The following is a 17,667-nucleotide window of genomic DNA, read 5'->3' on the forward strand; positions in this document are numbered from 1 at the left end:
TGTCCCGCTCGGCCGGAATTAATATAGGACTTAAACTATAACCTCTATGTTAAGTTGGGGGAACCCCGAACGAAGGAGGAGACGGTGACCAGCGAGCAGCCCGGTCCGGCTCGACCGCGCGTCGGGCGTCCGGCCGAACTGGACGCGGACCGCATCGTCGCGACGGCCATCGCGCTCGCCGATCGCGAAGGTCTGCGCGCCGCTTCGCTGACGAAAGTGGCTGCCGCACTGGATGTCACACCGATGTCGCTCTACCGCCACATCGGTTCGAAAGACGGCCTCACCGACTTGATGGCCGACACTGCCTTCGGGCCGCCTCCCGTCATCGGTGCGGCCTGGCGCCCCGCCCTGCGCGAGTGGGCGACCGGCCAGCGAACAGTGTTCGCCCGCCACCCGTGGCTGACCCAGATCCCCATCACGGGCCCGCCCCGCGGTCTCAACGCCCTCGCGTGGATGAATGCCGGCCTCGCCGCCTTGCGCGAGACCCAGCTGGACTGGGGCGCCAAGATCGGTGCGATCACCGTGATTGGCGGCTACGTCCGTCAGGCGTTCGTCACCGACCGTCACACGGCCGAGCAGCGTGGCGCCGAACAGCGCAGCGAGGCTCAATCCCTCGACGTGTACCAGCGCGACGTGTCGACCCTCGATCTGTCCCGCTTGCCCGAGATCGCCGCCCTCTTCGCCGATCAGGCCTTCGCCGAGGTTCCCCCGGACGAAGAGTCGGCGGCCGGCGATTTCGCCTTCGGTCTCGACCTCATCCTGGACGGCGTCGCCGCCGCGGTCGTCACGGCCGAAAAGCCGCGGTCGTAGTCACCGGGACTCGCGTCGCCGCCGGGTGGGCGGCAGTGGATACACTCATTACCGATGAGTAACTTCTTTTCCTCGGTGGACCAGGTGACCGAGCGGCTGACAGCCGCCGGTTACTTGCCGTCCCTCGATATCGCGACCGCGGTCTTCCTCGCCGACCGCCTCGGTAAGCCCTTGCTGATCGAGGGACCGGCGGGCGTCGGTAAGACCGAGCTCGCCAAGGCTGTCGCCGCCGCGGTGCGCGCCGAGCTCATCCGCCTGCAGTGCTACGAGGGCGTGGACGAGGCCCGTGCCCTGTACGAGTGGAACCACGCCAAGCAGCTGCTCCGGATCACCGCCACCTCCGGCGAGGACTGGGACAGCACCCGCGACCACGTCTTCACCGAGGAATTCCTGCTCGCCCGCCCGCTGCTGGCAGCCATCCGCAACCCCGACCCCACGGTCCTGCTCATCGACGAACTCGACAAGGCCGACGTGGAGCTCGAGGGTCTGCTGCTGGAAGTCCTCGGCGACTTCCAGGTGAGCATTCCCGAACTCGGCACCGTCACCGCCGTCCGCAAACCCTTCGTCATCCTCACCTCCAACGCCCACCGCGACCTGTCCGAAGCGCTGAAGCGCCGCTGCCTGTATCTCCATATCGACTATCCGACAGCGGAATTGGAGAAGGCGATCGTCGCGCTCAAAGTTCCCGAGCTCGACGCCGCGCTGGCCGAACCGGTGGTGACGACGGTGAGCGCGCTCCGGCAGCTCTCCCTGCGCAAGGCGCCCTCGATCGCCGAAACCGTCGACTGGGCACGGACTTTGGTCGCGTTGGGAACGCGGACACTGACCGGCGGTGTGGTCCGCTCGACGCTCGGGGTGCTGCTGAAGTACCAGTCGGACCATCGCATCGCCATCGATCGGCTCGGTCTCGACGACCAGGCGGACGGCAGCGTGCAGTGATGAGCCCTTCGCGCGTCGTTCCCACGAGCGCTCGGCTCGTCGATTTCGTCACCCTGCTGCGCGAGCACAACATTCACGCTGGTCCCAGCGAAACCATCGACGCGGCAGCCGCGATCGTAGCCCTCGGTGACGCCGACCCCCGCGTCCTGCGCGCGGGCCTGGCCGCCTGCCTGCTCCGGCGCAACGGCCAACGCAAAGTCTTCGACCAACTCTTCGACCTGTACTTCCTCGGCGTCTCGCTGCCACCCGCCCGCCCGAGCGAGAACGCCGAAGACCTGCGCGAACGTCTGATCGCCACCCTCGTCCAGGGTGAGGACACCGCCGAACTGGCCCGCGAAGCACTCAACACCTTCGGCGCCTACGGCGGTGCGGGGGAGAGCGCGGGCCGGGTCACTCAGGCCTCCGGTGCGGGCTGGTCCTCGTACCTGACCATGAAATCGCTACGCCCGGATGAGATCTCCGAGCAGCTCGCCCAAACCATGGGTGGCACAGGGCAGTTCGACGCCGCGGTGCGCACCATCGAGGCCCGTCGCCGCGTCGACCGGTTCCGTGCCGATGTGCAAACCGAGGCGCGCCTGCGCTCGGCCGAATTGCGCGGTACCGACTACATCGCCCGCCGCGGCGTCGAAAACTCCGCGGACCGCACGGATTTCCTCGGTGCCCGCGAACAGGACCTCGCCGAGATGCGCCGCCTCGTGCACCCGCTGGCCCGCAAGCTCGCCACCCGACTGGCGGTGCGCCGCAAGAAGGCAGTCCGCGGCCAGATCGATCTGCGCCGCACCCTGCGTCGTTCCATGGCCACCGGTGGTGTCCCGGTCGATCCGGTACTGCGCGCCCGCAAGCGCGGGCGCCCCGACCTCGTTGTGCTGGCCGATGTTTCGGGCTCGGTCAGTGGTTTCGCCGAATTCACCCTGCAATTGGTGCAGGCCCTGCAGGACCAGTTCAGCAAGGTCCGCAGCTTCGGCTTCGTCGACACCTGCGCCGAGATCACCCAGTACTTCACCCCCGGCGAACCGCCGCCGCCGGGCTTCGCGCAGAACATCGTGCGCGAAGGCGGCGTCGCCCGGTTCGGATCCAGCAATTACGGCGAGGTCCTCCAGGGTTTCGTCGACCACTACCTCGACGCTGTCGGCCCACGCACCTGCGTGCTGATCCTCGGTGATGCCCGCACCAACCGCACCGACCCGAATCTCGCCGCGCTGCAGACGATCACCGAGCGTGCGAAGGCGGTCTACTGGCTCAACCCGGAGCCGTCGCGCTCGTGGTCGACCGGTGACTCGGCCGCCGAGGACTACACCGAGATCGTCACCATGCACGAATGTCGCAACGTCGCCCAGCTCGCCGAGGTGATCGGCAGACTGCTGCCCGCCTGATTCAGCGGTACTTCGTAGCAGTGGCCGCCAGTTGCACGACCGCGTACTCCCGACCTGCCTTGGCCTGGTACTTGTCGTAGCGGGGCTGCGCGGCGGTGATGTGCTCCCATGCCGCCGCCCGCTCGGCTCCTTCGAGTACCCGGGGCGTGACGGCGACCGTGTCGCTGTCCGGCAGCTGGACGGTCGCCTGATCGGGGTGACCCATCAGGTTGAGGAACCAGTCGGGGTGACCGTCCTTGCCGCCGGAGGCGACGAGCAGCCAGGACTCGTCCTCGCCGGGGAACCAGGAGATCGGGGTGTCGCGCGGCTGGCCACTGCGGCGGCCGACCGTGTGCAGGATCAGCACATCCATTCCCATGAAGGTGCCTTTGCCGCGACGGATCTTGCGGTTCATCCGCGCGTTCATCCGGTGCTGCATCCAGCGAGAGAAGCCGCTGTGTGAGTTGCTCGTGCTCGCTTGCTGATTCGAAGACATGGTGACAGTTCCTTTCACGGGGAGGGGGAGCCTCAGCCCCAGGCGCCGGCGATCTGACGGGTGCTGGCGTTGAGCCGGTTGAACATGTTGGTGACGCCGATCATCAGCACGATCGACGCGAGCTGCTTCTCGTCGAAGTAGCTGGCGGCGCTGTCCCAGATCTCGTCGGTGACCGCGTCGGGACGGTCGGCCATCCGGGTGGCGGCCTCGGCGAGTTCGAGGGCGGCGCGCTCCTCCTCGGAGAAGAACGGGGTCTCACGCCAGGCGACCACGGTGGCGAGGCGGTCTTCGCTGACGCCCGCTTTGCGCGCGGTGGTGGTGCCACCGAGAACGCAGGCGCTGCAGCCGTTGATCTGGCTCACCCGCAGGTGCACCAGCTCCAGGATCTCGCTGTCCACGCCACCGGTCTCCACGGCCTTGAGCACCTGCTGGATCGGGCCCATCGCGTCGGTGAGGACCATGGCGGGGTTCTTCATCCGAGACTGCATGTCGTTCTCCTTGTTCGGTGTTTCTCCGCTGCTTGCGGTGTGACCTAATAACAGCCCGTCCGGCGCTGGAACAGAATGACTGTGGGACACTGTGGGACAGCTGAAAACGGCCCTGACCACCGGCTTGTCGGTCGTGAGATTTCTGGTCCAGGCCGGGACAACGGGAGTGGAATACGGTGGTTGTGCAACAGCAGACGGCACGGGCGTACCCGCAGGACGAGCTCGCTTCGCGCCTGCGCCTGATCCAGGAACTGTCCGGCCGTGGCGTGCGCGCCCTGGCCCGCGACACCGGCCTGAGCTCGTCCTCGCTCTCGCGCTACCTCAGCGGCCAGACGGTCCCGCCGTGGCCGGCGGTCATCGAGCTGTGTCGCCTGGTCAAACGCGACCCGCGCCCGCTGCGTCCCCTCTGGGAACGCGCCAACAACCCCCTGCCTGCCCCGCCGAAGACCAGCCGCCAGCCCGCCCCGCCGAGCCCGCCGGCCGACGCCCCACCACCGCCACGCAACGACCTGCCCCGCGACGTGCCCGACTTCACCGGCCGCGAACAGGCACTGGCCGATGTGCTGGCCGCCGTCCGTGCCGACCGCGTGGTCGCCATCGACGGCATGGCAGGCGTCGGGAAAACCTCCCTCGCCGTGCACGCCGCGCATCGACTCACCGCCGAATACCCTGACGCTCAGCTGTATCTGGACCTCCACGGCTTCACCGACGGACGCCAACCGCTCGACCCCGACGCCGCCCTTCGCGCGCTGCTGGCCGCCTTGCAGGTGCCCTCGGAGAAGGTGCCCCAGGACGGGGAAGTCGAACTGCGGGCGGCCTGTTGGCGTTCGGAGCTCGCCCGGTTGCGCGCTGTCGTCGTACTCGACAACGTCGCCGATGCCGCGCAGGTCAGCCACCTGTTGCCGGGCGCGGGCGAGTCGGTGGCCATCATCACCAGTCGCAACCGGTTGCTCGAACTCGATGAGGTCCCGCCGGTGACCCTCGACGTGCTCACGCCGGAGGAGAGCGCCGAACTGCTGGTGCGGGCCAGCGGCGACGCTCGCGTCGGACGGCTGGCCAAGGAGCCCGAACAAGCCGCCGAAGTGCTGCGCCTGTGCGGCAACCTACCCCTGGCACTGCGCTTGGCGGCCGCTCGTCTCCGGCATCGCCCGGGCTGGTCGGTCGGCATCCTCGTGGAGCGAATGGCCGAGGGCGCCAGCGAATTCGACACCGCCTTCGGCATGTCGGTGCGTCAGCTCAACCGCGACCAGCGCCGCCTGTTCCGGCTGCTCGGCCTGATCCCCGGCTCCACGTTCACCGACTACGTCGCCGCCGCCGTGGCCGACGTCTCGCTGCGCAGCGCCCGCACCATGCTCGAAGACCTCCTCGACGCGCATCTCGTTCAGCAACCCGCCGACGGCCGCTACCGCCTCCACGACCTGGTCCGCCAACACGCCCGCACCGCCACCTTCGAGCACGACACCCCCGCCGACCGCGAACGCGCCCTGCACCGCACCCTCGACTACTACGTACACGCCGCGGCCGCCGCCGACACCGCCATGCCGTTCCTGTCGCCGACCCGCCCCGTCTCCGCCGGTTTGCCGCCCGCCGAGCTACCGCATTTCCCCGGTCGTGACGCCGCGTTCTTCTGGTTCGTCTCCGAGTACACCAACCTGATGGCTGTGTTCTACGCTGCCGTCGAAGCCGGCGCCGACACCCACGTGTGCGAACTGCCGCGCTTCATGCGCGCATTCTTCGCCCGCCGTTGCGGCACCACACATCTCAACGCGCTCTTCGAGCAATCCCTCACCGCCGCACAGAATCTCGGTGATCCACGGCAACTCGCCGAAGCGCACAGCGATCTGGGTTTCGCCCGCTACAACGCGGGCCGCATGACCGAAGCGGCCGCCGCCTACGCCGCCGCCGCACCCCTGGTCGTCGAAGTGGGTGACCCGCTGCCCCGTGCCGAACTGACGATGCGCTGCGCCCAATTACGCTGGGACGAAGGCAGTATCGAAGAACCGCTGGAACTGTTCCGGCAAGCCCGCGACCTCTACACCACCGGCGGTTGCCCGACCAGCGCCGCCGACGCCATCGCCGGCGAAGCCTGGGCCATGCTCCAGCTGGGTCAGCGCGACCGGGCCGCCCAACTGGCCCGCGAAGCCCTCGCCGTCCCTACCGGCAACCCCTCGCTCCAGGCCCAGATCACCCTCGGCGTGGCGATCGCGGCCGACGAACCCGAAGAAGCCCTCGACCACCTGAACCGCGCCCTCGCCCTCGCTCGCGAGGACGGCCACAAACACAACGAAGCCTGGTGCCTGAACTGCCGGGGTGTCGCCCTGCGTGAAATGGGTCGCTACGAGGAAGCGCTCGCCAGCCACCGAGAAGCCTTCGCCCTGTTGGACGCACTCTTCGAAGACCACTGGAAGATCCACTTCCTCAACAGCTACGCCGAAACCTGCCGTCTCGCAGGACTACCTGATGAGGCCCTCGACCTCTATCGCCAAACCCTCACCCTGGCACCGGAACTGGGCCACCGCTTCGAGGAGGCGACAGCCCACCAGGGCATCGCCGAGGTCCTCGACGCGACGGACCCAGCTGCCGCCACCGAACACCGCGCGGCCGCCGAGTCCCTCTTCGCCGATATCACCCCATCGACTTCGCTCCATCCAGCGATTCCCGAATGATGTCGGCGTGGCCGGAGTGCTGGGCGGTCTCGGTCATGATGTGCATCAGCGTGCGGCGTGCGGTCCAGCGTCCGCCGGGCTCGAACCACGGCGCCTCGGGCAGGGGCTGACTCACGTTCAGATCCGGGAGGGTGCGCACGAGCTCGTCGGTGCGTGCGGCCACCTGCTCGTATTCGGCCAGCACACCCTCGAGCGTGTCGCCGGGCAGCATCCGGAAGATCTCGCCCCACTGCGCGATCTGTTCCTCGGTCATCGAGGAGAAATCGGGGGCTTCCGCGGGCCCGTTGAGGATGAAACCCGCCCAATTCGCCTCTACCGCGGCCACATGCTTGATCAGACCGCCCAGGCACAGCTCGCTGGCCGTCGTGCGCAGACCCGCCTGCTCGTCGGTGAGGTCGCGGACGGTGAAGCGCAGGAAGTGCCGGTGCTTGGCGAGCATCTCGAGGATGTCGGTGCGCTCGGTGTCGATCTGGATGCTGGTGGTCATGAGCGGATCCTTTGCTTGTCGGTGTGGTGAAACCCAAGGTAGAACCCATTGCGGCCAGTTTCTGTCCGCAATTGCGAGATAATCGGAATATGGCCGATACGAGCGCGCGCACCCTCCGACTGCTGTCGCTGCTGCAGACCCACCGATACTGGCCCGGCACGGAACTCGCTGACCGCCTCCGTGTTTCGGCCCGCACCCTGCGCCGAGACATCGACCGCCTGCGCGAACTCGGCTATCCGGTCGACGCCCGTCCCGGTGTCGACGGCGGCTATCAACTGGCCGCGGGCGCCGCCCTGCCGCCCCTTGTCCTCGACGACGACGAGGCCGTAGCCATCACCGTCTGCCTGCAAGCAGGCTCCCAGGGCGCGGGCGACGGCCTGGCCGAACCCTCCATCCGCGCACTCGGCAAATTGGTCACCGTCCTACCCACCCGCCTACGCCGCCGCGTGGACGCCCTGCGCGCCATGACCGAATCCTCGGCCTGGACCGCCGTCCCCCTCTCCGACGTCGACCCCGCCGTCCTCACCGACCTGGCCCTCACCTGCCGCCGCGAAGAACGCCTCACCTTCACCTACACCGCCGCGGACGGCCGAACCAGCACCCGAGAAGTAGAACCCCACCGCCTCGTCTCCCTCGGCCGTCGCTGGTACCTCGTCGCCTACGACCTCGCCCGCCACGACTGGCGCACCTTCCGCGTAGACCGCCTCACCGCCTCCGCGACCACCGGCACCCGCTTCCGTCCCCGCACCCTCCCGGCCCCCGACGCCGCCACCTTCGTCCGAAACGCCATCGGCGCCCGCCGATCCGGCTACACGGTCACCGCCGAAATAGAAGCCCCGGCCACCGACGTCCACACCCGAGTAGGCCGCTGGTGCACCATCACCGCCCTCCCCGACAACCGCACCCACATAGAAATGACCGTCGACGAGCTCGACTGGCCGATCCTGTTGCTGGGCAAGGTAGGAGCGGATTTCCGCGTCCTCGGCCCACCGGAACTGGTTACGCAGCTGCGGGAGTGGGGAAGCCGCTTCACCCGCACTCAGCTGTGAGTTCGCCCCGTCTGCCTCGGCGCGCTATACCTAACTCATGAATCTGTCCCAGCTGAGCTCGGCGATCGAGGCGGCTGTCGCCCAACATCTCAACGAACTCGGCAAAGCGGTCGGATTGCTGCCGTTGACCTGGTTCGTGGCGCCGTCAGTGACCAGCGATGACAGCATGGAGGCCATCCTGTCCGTGGAAGGTCAAGCCGGTAGCCATCTTTCGCAGCACCCGGGCCGGGTGGTCGATCAATGGGCCAATGTCCTCGGACTACGCCGGGTGTTCTCTCCGACCCCCGGGGTGCATGCGGTGGAAGGTCTCCTCGAGCCTCAGCCCGGGGAATATCGGTTCGAGATCCGCATCTGGGGTGTCGTCGACCCCGCTGTGCTGCACGCCCAAAGGGATTGGGGCCGATGGCAGGGCTGACCCGAGTCAGCCGCGATACCGGCCCTTCTGCCGCCGCTGATAGAACAGCAGATCCACCTCCACCGGCTCGACCAATGCCGTGATCTCGGCCAACCTGGTGTCGTACCGGAGCTCGGTGATGCACCGATGCAGATAGGCCCGCCGCTCCGGCCCCAACTGCGCCCAGATCGACCCGAACCGCGACTGCCCCCGCTCCCCGGAAACCGCGACAAGATCGAGCAGCGCAGGCCAGCAACCGGTTTCGGTCGCCCGCGCGGGCAATTCCGCCACCGCCGACTCCGACAGCAACGCCAGCGCGTACCCCACGGCGCTCCTGACATCGTCATCCATCCGCGACATCAACGTGAACAACCCACGCCAACTCTCCGCATCGCCCCGCCCATCCATCGGCGCGACCAGATCCACCCCGACATCCGGATCGCTGAACACCGGATTGCCGACCAACGTCCACAGCCCCAGCGGCGTGAGATACCCAGCCAGCGTGAGGAATTCGGGCACAGCCCCGAGTGCGAGCGCGTTGCGCACCAACCGCGCGACATCAGCGGGCTGCGCGCTCCCGAACAGAATGTCACCCACCCGGCGGATCACATCGGGCGCGCACCGCGAGAACACCGACAGTGCAGCATGTTGCAGGTCAGGAGAACCTGTCAACACCATCTGTGTCATCCTCGGCACCCGCCGATGGGGTCCATCGAGCAGCTGGCGAACCACCGCACTGAGCACGTCGACGTCGTAGGAGAACGCAGCCGAGAAGATCAGCCCTGCGTCATCGCGCACCCCCGCCTCGACGGCCGCGATCAATTCCGGTGTGGCACAGGACAAGAACGGCCCAGCCGTCACATAGTCCTGCCGCCGCAGCAACTCGTTGACGATATCGACGATCGGCCCCGGCGCCATCTGATCGGCCAACTGCTCGATGGCCCGCGGATCGAGATAGGGCGCACAATCGGCCGCATACCCCGCATCGAGCATCATCAACGTCTCAGCGGCCTTGCCCGGATGATCCAGCCCCACCGACCCCGCCGCCCGCCCCGTCATCATCGGCGGAACCAGCTTCTGCACCAACGGAATCGAGATCGTCAACGGAATGAACGGCACCAGCGCACTGATCCGCCGAAACGTCTCCGTGTGCTGATCGAACAACACCCCCGAGATCTGCTGATGCAACGCATGCAGCCGATCGGCCCCCAGATACCGCAGGTGATCCAACCGCTGCGGATGAACATGCAACGTCCGAGCCAGCAGAATCAACTGCGCCCGCGTAGTCAGGTCCGTCATCTGCCGCCGAACATGATCTTCTTCGTCACCCGACGCAACGGCCGCGGCAACGCAGAGACCATCGAATCGATGGACTTGTCCAACGCGGCCGCCTCGAACGTACTCGCGGCCCTCATCAACTCGAACAGATCCCGAGCCTCATCCGCCGGCAACTGCTCCAGCGCGGGCAGTGTCTCCGGCAAGCCACCTTCACGGTCACTTCTGACAGTCATGCGGCTCCTGGGTAACGCGATCTCTCCCCTCCGAGAGTGCCCCCTTCGGCCGCTACGCGCTAGAACTTCGCCGAATCACTGTGCACGACAACGAAAACCCCAGTCGAACTACATGTGAACGGCCGTACCGCTTTCCTTTGGTGTGCCTGCGGAGAGGGCTACGCAACTATCAATTGATAAATTGTCAAACAAGTGAGTGTATGATTCTTTGGAATCAGTTGTAGAGATGGGTTCACCTCGCGAGAAGGGGTATGGAGCCGAACGTGCGGCGCGACCTGGTGCGATTGCTGCAGCGCGCAGGTGTGAGTGTTGTCAGCGGCGAACCTGGCCTCCTCCTCCTCCTCCTCCTCCTCGCGCCGACGGCACCCCTCGGTCGACAGCGCTGAAGATCCAGACCTGCGCCAGATTGACTCCCTCGGTACTTCGGCGTTTGGGTCAGCACCACCGCGATCTCCCCAGCTCAGTGGCTTCGCTATACGCGGCGAACGAGGCAGCTGCGACAGTCGTCGCCGCCGCAGAAGTCGGCGAGTTCGACCTCGTGCTCGCGGATCCGCCGATGGTCATCATCAACGGTTCGGTGCTGTTGAACGAGTCGCCACCACAACGTTCCGACCAGCACCACCGGGTTGCCTGGCAGCGCCTGGACGTCGAACGCGTCCTGGCGATCTGGGAACGCCCGATGACCAGCGTGACGTGGCCGCTGTTACCGCGGTCAGCCAGCAGGCCGTCTCGACCGCGATCAGGTCGAACGGCCGCATCGCGCACGCACCGAGCAAAGGCTGGATCGGCACCTCGGAGCTGCTCGATATGTGGCTGCGCGAGTATCCCGGCCACGAGGAACCCAGACATATTGGTTCGGCCTCGATACCCCCGCGGAGCAATACCGTGCGGCCCGGGACTTGTTGAGCGAGTTGGCGGTTGGGTCGGTGCTCACCGGCGACCTTGCGGCTGATCAGTATGCACCCTGGATGCTGCCGTCCTCGGTCAGGCTGCACGTTGACGAGATCATCGACTTCACCGCAGCCGGATTCTCACCCGCCGACCCCGCGGACGCGACGATGACAATCGTGATGCCGGACGATCGCTCGATCCGAACCGTGGCCGCTCACCTCCACGACGAGGCCCCCGCCGATGGCCATGTTGTCGCCGACCCGGCGATCATCCTGTGGGATCTACTGCACAACAGCACCGACCCGACTTCGACAGAGGCAGCTCATGTGGTGCGAACAGCGATCGACACGCACAGGGCCAGGTAGCCGGGCGATCCTGTGTTTGGCAGGAACGGCCCGAGCGCGGGCGCTGCCTTAAGCTGCAACAGTCAATGCCTGGCCGATTCGCTGGGCCATCAACGGCGGCACAGCGTTTCCGACCTGTCGTGCCTTCGACGTCAACGTGCCCGCGAAGCGGAAATCACGAGGGAAGGTTTGCAGGCAGGCGGCTTCCCGGACACTGATGGCGCGGTGCTGCTCGGGGTGACCGAACCGACCATTGGAATAGGAGATACAGCGAGTCGTGAGTCCTGATGCCGCGCGATCCCACCACATCCGACCATAGGTATCGGTGTGGCCACCGTGTTTGGTATGGCAGGGAAGGACCAACTCCTTGTCCCAGTGGCGGCGGTCACCGCCTTCCGGCGTGGAGCGGATGCGCAGCTTGTTTATCTCTGACAGTCGCATGGTCGCGTGATCCGGGTCGTCCGGGTGTACCTCGCCATCCAAGATTGCAGGTAGCGTTTCGATGGTCTGGCGAACGGTGCGCGCCCGTTCCTTACCGGCAACGTCGTGGGTGGCGGCAGGCAGCGCGGAATCGCCGACCCGTGAAGCGACGATTACGAGCCGCTTGCGCTCTTGGGGAACACCGAGTTCGAGGGCTCGGAGAATTCTGAACTCCGCGTTGTATCCGGCCTCAGTGAGGGCTTTCATGAAATCCTCGAGGGGTCCCCCTTTTTTTGGATTCTGCAGCCCGGGCACATTTTCGACAACGACGAATTCCGGGCGCAGTTTTGTCACGAACCGACTGAATTCATAGAGGAGGTTTCGGCGAGGATCCTGCGCTGTCGTGGTCTTGTTCTGACGGGAGAACGGCTGGCATGGCGCGCATCCAGCAAACAAGGTAGGAGCATCAGGCATCAATTCTCGCACCTGATCGACATGGATATTTCGAATGTCGGATTCGATAAATTTAGAACCGCGAAAATTGTTTCGGAACGTTTCAGCTGAATCGGGGTCAAAATCGATGCCGGCGACGATGTTCATGCCCGCGTCTTTGAATCCTTGGCTGGTTCCGCCGCAGCCCGAAAAGAAATCGATCACCGAAACGTCTTTCGGATCCATTACAAACTCCCGATGAACTCGTCGACGATGCCGCGGATTTCGATCATTGTCGCACAGTCTCGCTCAACACGTCGAAGCGCCTGCAGCTGGAACGTGTAGATCGTGGCGGCGTCTGACTGGCTCGTCTCGGCCTTGGTGAACTCGCGCCACGAGTCCTTGCCATTCGCGGTGGCCGTAGCGGGGGTCGGAGACGTCGGATCCTGGACGCGGTAGTCCCAGAGGAACCGCTCCGGGGTCCAGCACGGGAGGAATCTGACGAAGCGTCGGCGCCACTCCAAGGTGCATTTCACGGACTCGATTCGGTGTGCCGTGCTACCGGCATCGGACGCGCTGAAGGGGAGTTGGGGTCCGGCCTTGCCCTTGAAGGTCTTGACGATCTCGGCCTCCAGCTCGCCAGGCGGGATCTCGTCAACAGGCCTGGGTGAGGTGACGATCTGATCGCCGTCCAAGAGTAGGAGCAGGTCCGTCCGCTTCTCCTGCGCCCACATCGGCACATAGTAGGTCCACAGCGTGTCAGCCCCACCTGGCAAGTATTTGACCTGAACGGCTTCTCGACCCGGGTGGCCTTCGAGTGCCTGCTCGACCAATTGGGCCGCCAATCGATCCTCGACGACGATGGTCGGATGGTCGTAGTGGGCGCCGATTGCGTCGAAAGCGAACTGCGGAGCCGAGTCCTGCACGGGGATATCGACCTTGCCGTCGGACGCTCGAACTGTCAGCACTTTCACCGCAGTGGGCGGCAGGTCGCGAATCATCTCCGACGAGTGGGTTGCGAAGACGATCTGGTGCTTGTGAAGTTTCGCGACCTCGCCGAGGTAGCTGACAACCTGACGTTGAGCATAGGGGTGGAGGGAAACCTCCGGCTCGTCCAAGAGAATCAGCGATCTTTCTCGTGCGCCGCTGATTCGGTGGACGAGAAGGGCCACCGCGTACTCGCCACTACCCGCGAATGCTTCTGAATATTTCAACCCTTTGGGCGATTCGAGTATGACGGTCCAACCGCCCGGGCGGCCGAAGTAGCGGTGCTGTATGAGTCGAATTCGAGAGTATTCTTTACCGAGAATTCGTTCAACCCACGTCTTCTGCTCTTTGGGCATGTCCAAGATTGGGTGCATAATTCGCTCAATATTAAAATACACGTCTGAATTGACAGAATTTATCAGCGCCTTCGAGAGACGTGAGGTTCGATTTCGTAGGACCTTCTTTCGCGCATTGACCAGGTTGAACTCTTCCTGTGGAGTTCCGATGTCGAACTGCACGTCAGCATGGTTCATTGCCCAGTCGAATGCAGAAAGCTGCGCTCGAAAATCGATGTAAAGGACATCCTTCGATATCGTTGCCCACCGAGTTCTAGACGCATCCTCGTATTGCCCGTGCACATCTTGAATGAACTTGTCCATGTTGTCAGGGGCTGTCGTCAACGGGCGGCTGGGCTCGAAGAGATCGGGGTCGGCTACTGGTCCTGACCGTGAGTCACGGCGTCGGCCGATGCGCGTCTTGATGACCTCCACAATGCCGTTGGTGCTCTTCGAATAGCGACCGTAGATGAACCGATGTCGTTCGCCCACCGGAATCACGTCGACGGCAGTACCGAACCAGTACTTTCCGAGGTCGTTACCGCGGGGGCAGCCTTGTAGGGCCCGCAGGATCGCCGACTTATTGGAGCCGTTCGGTCCTGTGATGGCAGTGATGGGGTGGTTGAACTCGATTGTGAGATTTGTCGAAAGGTTCCTGAACAGCGGGAACCTGATGTGCCGGATGGCGGGTTCGAACACCTCGCCATGCCACATCTTTGCCAGCGCGTCGTGCTCGGCTCCATGCATCGCGGCCCCCTTGACCTTCTGTGTCGAACCACCCCTGAGCGGCGGCAAACCCGCAGCGCACAAGAACTTACACTGCCTGTCCCGGCGGGAGACACCTCTTTGTCAACCTATCCGGTGTGAAATCTGTTCTGCTGCCCCAACTTCCGGTCGGCAGCATGGTCGTGCGATCCCGCTGGGAGTGAGGGAGCGGAGGGAGTGCAGGGGTACCCCGGTACCGCAAGGTACGGATGCACCCTTGACGCGAAGTCCGCCGGTCGGTCGCCGCTACGGTCGATTGGTGATGCACGCCCGCCGGGCATTACTCGGCAAGGGCCGGGACTGGGATTCTGCACAGAGCCAGGAACACCCAGGGAAACCCTGGTATCCACGCCACCAACCACGGTAGGGCCGTCCGAGTCCGCCTTTACCGGCCGACTCTGTGTCATCGGAATGGTTGCAGCGGCCCCTCTGACGGGCGACGACTGCGCGAGTAAGGCGCATCACCCGCACAACTCGCCCGGGCGCACAGCGGCAAGGGGGAGATTGGCGGAGATGCCAGAATCATCGGTAGGCTTCCTGCCTACGGCGGTGAGTCTGCTGAACCCAGATTCTCGCCCAGGGCCTCGGCGGTGTTACAGCACCTCCGGGGCCTGACTTGTGCGCGAACCGTACCATAGCCGTCGGCTATCCAAGAAACGTCGTTAAATCCTCAGACCACCGATCCTGGTCTGACACAGCCTTTTTCCACCCTTTCGGCGGCGGCCACGTCACACCCCACTCCGCCAACTTCGCCTGCGTGAACCCACCCTTCGGCGTCTGGTTGGCCATCAGCTCATCCGGAGACACGTACCGCGTCGGCACCCAATCGGTCACGGCGTCACAGTATGCGCAGAGGCGCGGGCGTTGCCGGTCTTCGGACGCTATTCTTGATCGAATTGCAGTCACTGCGGCAGCGAGGGGGGCAGCGATGGGGGCCGAACTGGATAGCGGAATGGGCAACCTATTCCGAACAGGACGCCTTACCTCGATCGAGTTGTGCGCCGGCGCAGGCGGACTCGCGCTCGGGTTGGAACAAGCCGGCTTCGATTCAGTGCTTCTGCTGGACAACCGCGACGTGGCTTGCGCGACGCTGCGAGCAAACCGCCCCGACTGGAACGTCCTGCACAAAGACCTGCTCCGATTCGAGCCGAGACTCGACCTACCGGGACACCGTGAAATCGACGTTCTCGCCGCAGGGTTGCCGCGTGTGAAATCGGCAGCGACCGCATCACGGCCAAGGGGAAGTAGCTGGGAACTGGAGCTGTTCGAGACGACCGCACGGTTGACGGTGGAACTACGCCCGCGCGCCTTGCTGATCGAGAATGTTCCTGACCTGCTCAAACGGGACGAATACGCATCGAGTCGCGCCCGGGTTACCAAGCATCTCGAGGACGCAGGCTACGAGTACTGTTGGTTGCTTGTCGATGCGTGCGATTTCGGCGTTCCGCAGCACCGCGAGTACGCGGTCCTGGTTGCCCTGCGCGACGGTGGCATCGATACCTTTACCGCGAATCTGCATCCGGTCCCGCCTGCGCCAGGTCTGACAGTCGGAGCAGTTCTGCGCGGATCGATGGGCGCACGTGGGTGGCCGCAGGCCGCGGAGTGGGCCGCCAAGGCCGATGGGATCTCGCCGACGATCGTTGGAGGGTCGTGGGATCGGGGTGGCGGTGACTTGGGCCCACAGGGTTCGGTCCGCGCATGGGCGAAGTTCGGGGTCAATGGGCGTGCGCTCGCCGACGACGTGCCATCGGCAGACTTCGACTGGGATCCAACTAAGGGCGTCGGCCACATGCTCAAACTCACCGTCGACCAGGTCGCCGCACTGCAGGGGTTCCCGCCGTCCTGGACGTTCGAGGGTCGAAAGACTGCCAGGTATCGGCAGGTGGGCAACGCAACACCGCCGCCGTTCGCGCATGCGCTGGGAGTCGCATTGAGGACAACCCTGTCAGCCGGCTAACTGCTGGTATCACGAGGTGCCTCGTGCCGGCTAAGATCTCGTGTCATGCCCACCGACCGCGAGCCGACGCTGCCACGCCGAGCGGACATGGTCGACCTTTTCGCCGGGCCAGGGGGACTCGATGTCGCCGCGCGATGGCTGGGTTTGGACGTCTACGGGTTCGAGTGGGACCGCAATGCGTGTGCGACCAGGGCAGCCGCGAGTTTGAACGAGCGCCCGCACGATGTCCGTGACTTCGGTCCGGCGGACGTGCCGGGTGCGTGGATTCTCACGGGCGGACCACCCTGCCAGACCTTCACCGTCGCGGGTGCCGGGGCGGGCAGAAAGGCGCTGGACGAAGTACTGAGCTTCGTCGACCGGATGGGTGCGGCCGACAACATATCCGAGGATCTCGATGGTCTCGAAGACGAGCGAACGGGCCTCGTCCTCGAGCCTCTGCGATGGGCTCTCGAAGCACACGGTCGTGGGAATCCCTACAAAGTTATTGTGCTGGAACAGGTTCCGGCGGTCCTGCCGATCTGGAGACAGATGGGCAAGGTCCTCGAGGGAATCGGCTATCAAGTCACCGCAGATGTTCTTCGCACCGAACAGTTCGGAGTTCCGCAGACGCGCAGACGTGCCATTCTGATCGCGCGGCTCAGAGGCGAACCCGAACTCCCGAATGCCACTCATCGTCCTTACCGCAAGGGAGTGGGCCGAGCGCTGGGCGCGGAGACTCTTCTTCCGTGGGAGACGATGGGGGATGCTCTGAATCGCGGCTACGACTTTCAGGTCATCTCCAATTACGGCACTGGTGGTGACCCGAAGTTGCGTGGACGCCGTAGTTCGCTGGAACCCTCGGCGACAATCACGGGGAAGGTCTCGAGAAACCAGATCGTCGACAGCACCGGATTTCCCTGCCCTCGATTCAGCCCGGCCGAGGCCGGTCGCCTGCAGACCTTCCCGCTGGACTACCCGTGGTCGGGTGGTGATATCGCGCAGCAGATCGGCAACGCGATCCCGCCGGTGTTGGCACTGCATGTGCTCTCGGCGGCGTTGGGGAGTCAGGTGAGCCACGAGGAAGCCGCGAAGGTCGTCGATCGCCCCTGGCTCGACACCCGTGACTCCGCCCCGCTCGATCACCTGCAGCGGATGGGCTTGCTCTTCAGCTGAGGTGTAGCGAACTGCGGTCGCTCACCGATAGCTCCACCGGCCGGGTAACAAACTTTCGCACTCGCTTCCAACTGGTCGTACCGAGCCGATACTGTTACCCACAACGTGGGGGAGTGCAACCTCCTATCGTCGACCAGGTGGTTCGTGCGCAGGTGGGAGTTCGATGATTGATCTGATTGATGGGCAGTACAA

The 17,667-nt window shown here is 65.0% G+C and carries 16 protein-coding genes; 9 read left to right on the plus strand and 7 right to left on the minus strand.

The window, feature by feature from the left end; genetic code table 11:
* Window positions 1-84: 84 nt before the first annotated feature.
* Genes ACFVJ5_RS17665 through ACFVJ5_RS17675 form a run of 3 tightly spaced genes read left to right on the plus strand, consistent with a single transcriptional unit; the run spans window position 85 to window position 3,122 of the window.
* Window positions 85-810 (plus strand): TetR/AcrR family transcriptional regulator, encoded by a 726-nt coding sequence (locus tag ACFVJ5_RS17665; RefSeq protein WP_379221283.1) that lies wholly within the window; start codon window positions 85-87, stop codon window positions 808-810.
* Between the two features lie 54 nt (window positions 811-864).
* Entirely contained in the window at window positions 865-1,749 is an 885-nt protein-coding gene (locus tag ACFVJ5_RS17670) for an AAA family ATPase (RefSeq protein ID WP_379221285.1), read from the plus strand.
* Complete coding sequence (locus ACFVJ5_RS17675; RefSeq protein ID WP_379221287.1) at window positions 1,749-3,122, plus strand: VWA domain-containing protein; 1,374 nt, start codon at window positions 1,749-1,751, stop codon at window positions 3,120-3,122. The genes ACFVJ5_RS17670 and ACFVJ5_RS17675 overlap by 1 nt, the downstream gene beginning before the upstream one ends.
* A gap of 1 nt (window position 3,123) precedes the next feature.
* Here ACFVJ5_RS17675 and ACFVJ5_RS17680 read toward each other — a convergent pair whose 3' ends face one another.
* Both ACFVJ5_RS17680 and ACFVJ5_RS17685 read right to left on the minus strand, forming a co-directional pair.
* Window positions 3,124-3,597, minus strand: a complete 474-nt coding sequence (locus ACFVJ5_RS17680) for a nitroreductase family deazaflavin-dependent oxidoreductase (RefSeq protein ID WP_379221289.1) — start codon at window positions 3,595-3,597, stop codon at window positions 3,124-3,126.
* Window positions 3,598-3,629: 32 nt separating this feature from the next.
* Entirely contained in the window at window positions 3,630-4,085 is a 456-nt protein-coding gene (locus ACFVJ5_RS17685) for a carboxymuconolactone decarboxylase family protein (protein WP_301902310.1), read from the minus strand.
* A gap of 182 nt (window positions 4,086-4,267) precedes the next feature.
* Between ACFVJ5_RS17685 and ACFVJ5_RS17690 the strand changes: the two genes are divergently transcribed.
* Complete coding sequence (locus tag ACFVJ5_RS17690; RefSeq protein WP_379221291.1) at window positions 4,268-6,751, plus strand: tetratricopeptide repeat protein; 2,484 nt, start codon at window positions 4,268-4,270, stop codon at window positions 6,749-6,751.
* On the opposite strand, the gene ACFVJ5_RS17695 is transcribed toward ACFVJ5_RS17690, so the two are convergent.
* On the minus strand, window positions 6,711-7,238 hold the full coding sequence (locus tag ACFVJ5_RS17695) for a DinB family protein (RefSeq protein WP_379221293.1): 528 nt from the start codon (window positions 7,236-7,238) through the stop codon (window positions 6,711-6,713). The genes ACFVJ5_RS17690 and ACFVJ5_RS17695 overlap by 41 nt on opposite strands.
* Window positions 7,239-7,327: 89 nt before the next feature.
* On the opposite strand from ACFVJ5_RS17695, the gene ACFVJ5_RS17700 reads away from it, so the two are divergent.
* Together ACFVJ5_RS17700 and ACFVJ5_RS17705 are read left to right on the plus strand one after the other, a co-directional pair.
* On the plus strand, window positions 7,328-8,287 hold the full coding sequence (locus ACFVJ5_RS17700; protein WP_379221295.1) for a helix-turn-helix transcriptional regulator: 960 nt from the start codon (window positions 7,328-7,330) through the stop codon (window positions 8,285-8,287).
* Between the two features lie 37 nt (window positions 8,288-8,324).
* A complete protein-coding gene (locus ACFVJ5_RS17705; protein WP_357212580.1) occupies window positions 8,325-8,702 on the plus strand; it encodes a hypothetical protein in 378 nt (125 codons plus the stop codon).
* 6 nt (window positions 8,703-8,708) lie between these two features.
* Here the strand turns inward: ACFVJ5_RS17705 and ACFVJ5_RS17710 are convergent, their stop codons facing one another.
* Together ACFVJ5_RS17710 and ACFVJ5_RS17715 are read right to left on the minus strand one after the other, a co-directional pair.
* Window positions 8,709-9,980, minus strand: a complete 1,272-nt coding sequence (locus tag ACFVJ5_RS17710) for a hypothetical protein (RefSeq protein WP_379221297.1) — start codon at window positions 9,978-9,980, stop codon at window positions 8,709-8,711.
* Window positions 9,977-10,192, minus strand: coding sequence for a hypothetical protein (locus ACFVJ5_RS17715; RefSeq protein WP_056812051.1), 216 nt, complete (start codon window positions 10,190-10,192; stop codon window positions 9,977-9,979). Before ACFVJ5_RS17715 ends, ACFVJ5_RS17710 begins: the two co-directional genes overlap by 4 nt.
* Window positions 10,193-11,160: 968 nt before the next feature.
* Here ACFVJ5_RS17715 and ACFVJ5_RS17720 point away from each other — a divergent pair.
* Complete coding sequence (locus ACFVJ5_RS17720; RefSeq protein WP_379221299.1) at window positions 11,161-11,448, plus strand: hypothetical protein; 288 nt, start codon at window positions 11,161-11,163, stop codon at window positions 11,446-11,448.
* A 48-nt stretch (window positions 11,449-11,496) separates the two neighbouring features.
* On the opposite strand, the gene ACFVJ5_RS17725 is transcribed toward ACFVJ5_RS17720, so the two are convergent.
* Together ACFVJ5_RS17725 and ACFVJ5_RS17730 are read right to left on the minus strand one after the other, a co-directional pair.
* Window positions 11,497-12,525 carry a DNA cytosine methyltransferase gene (locus tag ACFVJ5_RS17725; RefSeq protein WP_379221301.1) on the minus strand — a complete coding sequence of 343 codons (1,029 nt, stop codon included), beginning with the start codon at window positions 12,523-12,525 and terminating at the stop codon, window positions 11,497-11,499.
* Window positions 12,525-14,348: an ATP-dependent endonuclease gene (locus ACFVJ5_RS17730; protein WP_379221303.1), complete on the minus strand. Its 1,824-nt coding sequence runs from the start codon at window positions 14,346-14,348 to the stop codon at window positions 12,525-12,527. The genes ACFVJ5_RS17725 and ACFVJ5_RS17730 overlap by 1 nt, the downstream gene beginning before the upstream one ends.
* A 946-nt stretch (window positions 14,349-15,294) precedes the next feature.
* Here ACFVJ5_RS17730 and ACFVJ5_RS17735 point away from each other — a divergent pair.
* Both ACFVJ5_RS17735 and ACFVJ5_RS17740 read left to right on the plus strand, forming a co-directional pair.
* Entirely contained in the window at window positions 15,295-16,323 is a 1,029-nt protein-coding gene (locus ACFVJ5_RS17735; RefSeq protein WP_379221305.1) for a DNA cytosine methyltransferase, read from the plus strand.
* 45 nt (window positions 16,324-16,368) lie between these two features.
* Window positions 16,369-17,475 (plus strand): DNA cytosine methyltransferase, encoded by a 1,107-nt coding sequence (locus tag ACFVJ5_RS17740; RefSeq protein WP_379221307.1) that lies wholly within the window; start codon window positions 16,369-16,371, stop codon window positions 17,473-17,475.
* Window positions 17,476-17,667 lie beyond the last annotated feature (192 nt).

Origin of the sequence: Nocardia sp. NPDC127606 (assembly GCF_042671725.1) — a bacterium.
Lineage (GTDB): Bacteria > Actinomycetota > Actinomycetes > Mycobacteriales > Mycobacteriaceae > Nocardia.